This window comes from Mesorhizobium sp. (assembly GCF_004962925.1).
Taxonomy (GTDB): domain Bacteria; phylum Pseudomonadota; class Alphaproteobacteria; order Rhizobiales; family Rhizobiaceae; genus Mesorhizobium.
The window spans coordinates 33360-40129 of the sequence record NZ_SUEO01000019.1 but is presented as its reverse complement, the minus strand read 5'-3'; the positions used below and the strand labels follow the sequence as shown (position 1 = coordinate 40129).

General features: G+C 64.2%; 5 protein-coding genes. All 5 read left to right on the top strand.

All coding sequences use genetic code 11. From position 1 onward, the window contains the following. The coding region (locus E5W87_RS06950; RefSeq protein WP_292395245.1) for an FAD-dependent oxidoreductase at positions 1 to 769 on the top strand (769 nt) is incomplete at its 5' end. A gap of 150 nt (positions 770 to 919) precedes the next feature. After that, on the top strand, positions 920 to 2089 hold the full coding sequence (locus tag E5W87_RS06945; RefSeq protein ID WP_292395243.1) for an MFS transporter: 1170 nt from the start codon (positions 920 to 922) through the stop codon (positions 2087 to 2089). Positions 2090 to 2174: 85 nt separating this feature from the next. Then, the gene (locus E5W87_RS06940) at positions 2175 to 3248 is read left to right on the top strand and encodes a succinylglutamate desuccinylase/aspartoacylase family protein (protein WP_292395240.1); all 1074 of its coding nucleotides are present in this window, start codon (positions 2175 to 2177) and stop codon (positions 3246 to 3248) included. A gap of 255 nt (positions 3249 to 3503) precedes the next feature. Then, positions 3504 to 5693: an anthranilate synthase gene (locus E5W87_RS06935; protein WP_292395238.1), complete on the top strand. Its 2190-nt coding sequence runs from the start codon at positions 3504 to 3506 to the stop codon at positions 5691 to 5693. A gap of 47 nt (positions 5694 to 5740) precedes the next feature. Then, a complete protein-coding gene (locus E5W87_RS06930; protein ID WP_292395268.1) occupies positions 5741 to 6655 on the top strand; it encodes a cation diffusion facilitator family transporter in 915 nt (304 codons plus the stop codon). The last annotated feature ends 115 nt before the right edge of the window (positions 6656 to 6770 follow it).

Here is a 6770-nt window from a genome sequence, read left to right as displayed (position 1 = left end):
CCCGCGGCTGATCGCGCGCGAGGACGAGGATGTCTCGGCCGCCATCCTGTGCATCCTCGAAAACGAAGACATCACGGTCCATCTCGGCGCCGACGACATCAGCTTCGCCAGAAAGGGCAATGACATTGCCGTGACCTTCTCCGCCGGCAAGGCGCCGGCGGTCGGCTCGCATGTGCTGCTGGCGCTGGGCCGGACGCCCAACACCGACGATCTCGGTCTCGACAAGGCCGGCGTCCAAGTCGACAAACGCGGCTTCATTGTCGTCGACGACCAGTTGCGCACCAGCGTGCCCGGCATCTGGGCGATGGGTGACTGCAACGGCAAGGGTGCCTTCACCCACACCTCATACAACGATTACGAGATCGTAGCCGCCAATCTGCTCGACAACGATCCGCGCAAGGTGAGCGACCGTATCGAGGCCTACGCGCTCTATATCGATCCGCCGCTCGGCCGCTGCGGCATGACCGAGACAGCGGTAAGAAAGTCCGGTCGTCGCGCGCTGGTCGGCCAGCGGCCGATGACCCGCGTCGGCCGTGCCATCGAGAAAGGCGAGACGCAAGGCTTTATGAAGATCCTGGTCGACGCCGACACCAAGGAAATCCTCGGCTGTTCGGTGCTCGGCCCCGGTGGCGACGAGGCGATACACTGCGTGCTTGACCTGATGTATGCAAAGGCGCCGGTCAGGACGCTCGCGCGGGCAATGCACATCCATCCGAATGTCTCGGAACTTCTGCCCACCATTGCCCAGGAGCTGAAGCCGCTGGCATAGGCCGCTCTCCATTCACCGCAGGCGGCAAACGCACAACGCGGTCGCGATCTGCTACCCGTTTTCTGCAATGCAGCATTGCAGCAAGGACGCTTGTGGGCCTGGCGCATCTCCGGACAGTCTCCATTTGAACCGATTCATTCTGGACGCACCATGCCCCTGCCGATCCTAGCGCTTGCCATTGCGTCCTTCTGTATCGGCACCACCGAATTCGTCATCATGGGCCTGCTGCCCGAGGTCGCCGCCGACCTCGGCGTTTCGATCCCCTCGGCCGGCCTGCTGGTCACCGGCTATGCGCTCGGCGTCGTCTTCGGCGCGCCGGTGATCGCGGTGGCCACCGCACACATGCCGCGCAAGCCGGTGCTGATCGGCCTGACAATGTTGTTCGTCGTCGGCAATCTGTTGTGCGCAATCGCGCCCAATTATTGGATGCTGATGGCGGCGCGCGTCTTCACAGCCTTCGGCCATGGCGCCTTCTTCGGCATCGGCTCGGTCGTCGCCGCCAGTCTGGTGCCGCGTAACAAGCGGGCCAGCGCCATCGCGCTGATGTTCGCCGGTCTGACCTTGTCCAACATCCTCGGTGTTCCCGGCGGCACAGCACTCGGCGAAGCCTATGGCTGGCGCGCCACCTTCCTGGCCGTGGTCGGGATCGGCCTTATCTCGGTCGCAGCCATCGCCTGGCTGGTGCCCGCCGGCATCACCCAACCGAGCGGCGGCGGCCTGCTCGGCGAGGTGCGCGTGCTCGGCAAGCTGCAGGTCTGGCTGGCCATGCTGATCTCGGCGCTGGCATCGGCCAGCCTGTTTGCCGTCTTCACCTACATAAAGCCCTATCTCACCGACGTCTCCGGCCTGTCGACCGCAACGGTGACTTGGGTGCTGCTGCTGTTCGGCGGCGGCATGACCATCGGCAACATCATCGGCGGCAGGCTGGCCGACTGGAAATTGATGCCGACGGTGATCGGCACGCTGCTGATGCTGGCGCTGCTGCTCGTCGGCTTCGCCGAATTCGGCGCCATCGCAGCCGTGGCCATCTTCATCGTTTTCCTGTGGGGCCTGCTCGTCTTCGTCATCGTGCCGCCATTGCAGATCCGCGTCGTCGAAGCGGCCTCCGAAGCGCCGAACCTAGCCGCCACGCTGAACCAGGGCGCCTTCAACATCGGCAATGCCGTGGGCGCCTGGGTAGGCGGCGTGGCACTTTCACTGGGCGTGTCCTATGCCAATCTGCCGCTGGTCGGCGCAGCGCTCGCCCTGCTGGCGGTCGCCGTGGCGGTAATGTCGCAGACGTTGGACCGCCAGCTGCTGGTGACGCACCCCGCGCAATAGTTGCGCCCATAGCGCAGCAGACTGGACCAATCGACAGCGTATCGGCGAAAGGGCATGTGTTCGGCCTCTTTCCTGGAGGAGTATCATGCAGAAATCGATCGAGCGCATTGCCGGCGACAGCGAGGGCGTTTCCTACGAATTCCCGGTTTTCCGCTTTGACGGCATCGACAAGGCAGCACCTTCGGCCTATCTGCAGGCAGCACTTCATGCCGGCGAGCTGCCGGGCGTCGTCGCCATCGACGCGCTGATGCCGATGCTCGAAAAGGCCAAAGCGGAAGGCCGCATCAAGGGCACTATCACCATCGTGCCCCAAGCCAATCCCATCGGCCGCGCCCAGTATCATTTCGGCGAGCATCAGGGCCGTTTTCACCTGGGCACGCGCACCAACTTCAACCGCGGCTTTCCGCTGCTGGCCGCGCCGGACACAACGCTCTTGCCGGACACCACCCTCGGTACGGCCGATCAGCGGCTCAAGACGCAGCTGCTGCAGCTGTCGATCGGCCACGACATCGTCCTCGACCTGCACTGCGACGACGAGGGTCTCGCCTACCTCTATGTCCACACCAGCCTGTGGCCGGCGATGGCGGATTGTGCGGCGGCCATGGGCGTTGGTGCGGTAATCCTGTGGGATGAGGACACCGACGGCACCTTCGAAGGCGCCTCGATCACGCCGTATCTGAACGTCCCCGCCGATGTGGCTCGGTTCGACCGGCGCATCGCCACCACGGTCGAGTATCGCGGCATACTCGATGTCGATGGCGCTCTCGCCGCTTCCGATGCTGAAGGACTCTATCGGCTGCTGGTTGCGCGCGGCGTGATCCTGGACCAGGCGCTGCCCGCGCCCGGCAGCTTTGCCGGTCCCAATTCTTTCACCGGTATCGTCGCAGCGCTCGAAAACATCGACATGATGCCGGCCCCTCGGGCGGGTGCGATCCTCTACAACGTGAAGCCCGGCGACCGTGTGGCAAAAGGCGCGCTGCTTGCCACCATCGTCCATGCACCGGGTGAAGCCGGCGGCCGCACGCCGGTGTTCGCGCCGCAGGCGGGCATCATCCTGACACGGCGTTCCCGGCGCATCATCCGTGCCGGCGAAGATCTGCTGAAGCTGGTCGGCGACAGGAAGAGCGCCGACGCAAGGTCGGGAACACTGGAGGATTGAGGGCTCAAGCGCTTCTCCATGCCCTCCATTGAATCCAGTTGCGCGGCCGTTCAATCGCCGCTATTGGAATCGCCATGAACATGCGCTCGATCAAGACGGTTTGGTGGTGGGCTCGCTGACAGCGGCCTGTTCGAACGCGTGCGCGTGACAATAGAAGGTGGCCGCAACGGAATGTCCGGGCGGCCATTTGTTTTTTCAAGCCATGCCCGGGTCGGTTGCCCCAAGACGCTGATATAGATGCTGATGGAGACGGCAATGACGACGAAAATTCTGGAGAACGGGGCGGAGCGCTTCGTCACCGCGGGTGGCGTGGCGATTACCCGCGAGCGCCACGACCGGCCTTACGACGGCGCGATCGACGCCTATATCGACGGGCTGAATGCGCGCCGCGGCGCCGTGTTTTCCTCGAATTACGAATATCCCGGCCGCTACACGCGCTGGGACACCGCCATCATCGACCCGCCGCTGGTGATCTCGGCGCGCGGCCGCGCCATGCGCATCGAGGCGCTGAACAGCCGTGGCGAGGTGCTTCTGCCGGTGATCGGCAAGGCACTCGGCGGCCTTGACGACGTGACGATCGCCGAGACGTCGAAGAGGCTGATCCGCCTCGACGTGGCCAAGCCCGGCCGTGCCCTCACCGAAGAAGAACGCAGCCGCGTTCCCTCCGTCTTCACCGTGCTGCGCGCCATCACCGCTCTGTTCAAAACGGAGGAAGACGCCAATCTCGGCCTCTACGGCGCCTTCGGCTACGATCTCGCCTTCCAGTTCGATCCGGTCGACTACAAGCTCGAGCGCCAGCAAAGCCAGCGCGACCTTGTGCTGTTCCTGCCCGACGAGATCCTGGTCGTCGACCACTATTCGACCAAGGCCTGGACCGACCGCTACGACTATTCCGGCGACGGGTTTTCGACGGAGGGATTGCCGCGCGACGAAATCGTCGAGCCGTTCAAGACCGCCGACCGCATCCCGCCGCGCGGCGACCATGAGCCCGGCGAATATGCCAATCTGGTGCGCAAGGCGATGGAGAGTTTCAAGCGCGGCGACCTGTTCGAGGTCGTGCCCGGCCAGATGTTCTACGAGCGCTGCGAGACGCCGCCCTCCGACATCTCCCGCAAGCTGAAGATCATCAACCCCTCGCCCTATTCCTTCTTCATCAATCTCGGCGAGGGCGAATACCTGATCGGCGCCTCCCCCGAAATGTTCGTGCGCGTCAACGGCCGCCGTGTCGAGACCTGTCCGATCTCCGGCACCATCAAGCGCGGCGACGACGCCATTTCCGATAGCGAGCAGATCCTGAAATTGCTCAATTCGAAGAAGGACGAATCCGAGCTGACCATGTGCTCGGACGTCGACCGCAACGACAAGTCGAGGGTCTGCGACCCGGGCTCGGTGCGCGTCATCGGCCGCCGCCAGATCGAGATGTATTCGCGGCTGATCCACACCGTCGACCATATCGAGGGGCGGCTGCGCGAAGGCATGGACGCCTTCGACGCGTTCCTGTCCCATGCCTGGGCGGTCACCGTCACCGGCGCGCCGAAATTATGGGCTATGCGCTTCATCGAGCAGAACGAGAAGAGCCCGCGCGCCTGGTATGGCGGGGCGATCGGAATGGTCAATTTCAACGGTGACATGAACACCGGCCTGACGCTTCGCACCATTCGCATCAAGGACGGCATCGCCGAGGTGCGCGCCGGCGCCACGCTGCTCTTCGACAGCATTCCCGAGGAAGAAGAAGCCGAAACCGAACTGAAGGCATCCGCCATGATCTCAGCCATCCGCGACGCCAAGTCAGGCAATGCCGCCGACACCGAACGCGCCACCGCGCGCGTCGGCGACGGCGTCAACATCCTGCTCGTCGACCACGAGGACTCCTTCGTCCATACGCTGGCCAATTATTTCCGCCAGACCGGCGCCAATGTCTCGACCGTGCGCACGCCTGTGCCGGACGAAGTCTTCGACCGGCTGAAGCCAAACCTGGTCGTGCTGTCGCCCGGCCCCGGCACGCCGAAGGACTTCGACTGCGCCGCCACCATCAAGCGGGCCCGCGCGCGCGACCTGCCGATCTTCGGCGTCTGCCTCGGCCTGCAGGCGCTGGCAGAAGCCTATGGCGGGGAGCTGCGGCAGTTGCACGTGCCGATGCATGGCAAACCGTCGCGCATCCGCGTGTCGAAGCCGGGCATCATCTTTTCCGGCCTGCCCAAGGAGGTGACGGTCGGCCGCTACCACTCGATCTTCGCCGATCCAGTCCGCCTGCCCGACGGCTTCATCGTCACCGCCGAGACGGAGGACGGCGTCATCATGGCCTTCGAGCACAACAAGGAGCCGATCGCCGCGGTGCAGTTCCACCCGGAATCGATCATGACGCTCGGCCACAATGCCGGCATGCGCATCATCGAGAACATCGTTGCGCATCTGCCGCGCAAGGCCAGGGAAAAGGCGGCTTAGCCCGAGGGGTTCGTGTTGGGATTTCTTCCCCAGTGACCACAGCAGAAATCAAGTCGGCGGCAAAGAAGAGGGTCGCCAGCCTCGCCTTCTGGTCGATCATCGTCGCTTGCGTCGTGCTCGGCCTGAAGCTGGCGGCCTGGTACGTCACCGGTTCCGTGGCGCTGTATTCGGACGCACTGGAATCGATCGTCAACGTCATTGCGTCGGCCGCCGCCTATTGGGCGATCCAGGTCAGCTACAAGCCGGCCGACCAGGATCATCCGTTCGGCCACCACAAAGCCGAGTATTTCTCGGCTGTTCTGGAAGGCGTGCTGATCGTGCTGGCAGCCCTTCTGATCCTCAATGAGGTATGGTGGTCCTGGCGGCATCCCGCCCCGCTCGAACAGCCCTGGATAGGCCTCGCCATCAACGGCGTCGCGACAGTGATCAACGCCTTCTGGGCCTGGACGCTGATCCGTGCCGGCCGTGCCGAGAAGTCGCCGGCACTGGTCGCCGACGGCAGGCACATCATGACCGACGTGGCGACCTCGGTCGGCGTGTTCATCGGCCTGGTGGGTGCCGTGCTCACCGGCTGGCAAATCCTCGATCCCGCTCTTGCCGTCATCGTGGCGCTGAACATCCTGTGGCAGGGCTGGCACGTGATTGGCTCGTCGATGAACGGACTGATGGACCGCGCCGTCGACACGCAGGAGCACATGCACATCCGCGACATCATCTCGGCCAATTGCAAGGGGGCGCTGGAGGTCCACGATCTCAAGACGCGCATCGCCGGCCGCGCCACCTTCATCGAATTTCACCTGGTCGTCGATGCCGACATGTCGGTGGGCGCCAGCCACGTCATCTGCGACCGCATCGAGGACGCGCTGAAGGCAGAAATCCCTTCAGTGCGCGTCACCATCCATGTCGAGCCCGACGACGAGGCAAAACTGCCAAAGGGCACGACGGCCGTGCCATTCGCGTGAAGCGGTTAGCACCGCAGACGTTCGAGATTGGCTGGAGCCTCCCTCCTTCGTCATCCTAGGGCGAAGCAGGAGCGAAGCTCCGTCGCGGAGACCCTAGGATCCATGCCGCTACCTT

Excerpts from the sequence above, each read along its gene's own strand:
- E5W87_RS06945 (WP_292395243.1), top strand. The coding sequence starts at position 920 with ATGCCCCTGCCGATCCTAGCGCTTGCCATTGCGTCCTTCTGTATCGGC.
- E5W87_RS06940 (WP_292395240.1), top strand. The coding sequence starts at position 2,175 with ATGCAGAAATCGATCGAGCGCATTGCCGGCGACAGCGAGGGCGTTTCC.
- E5W87_RS06935 (WP_292395238.1), top strand. The coding sequence starts at position 3,504 with ATGACGACGAAAATTCTGGAGAACGGGGCGGAGCGCTTCGTCACCGCG.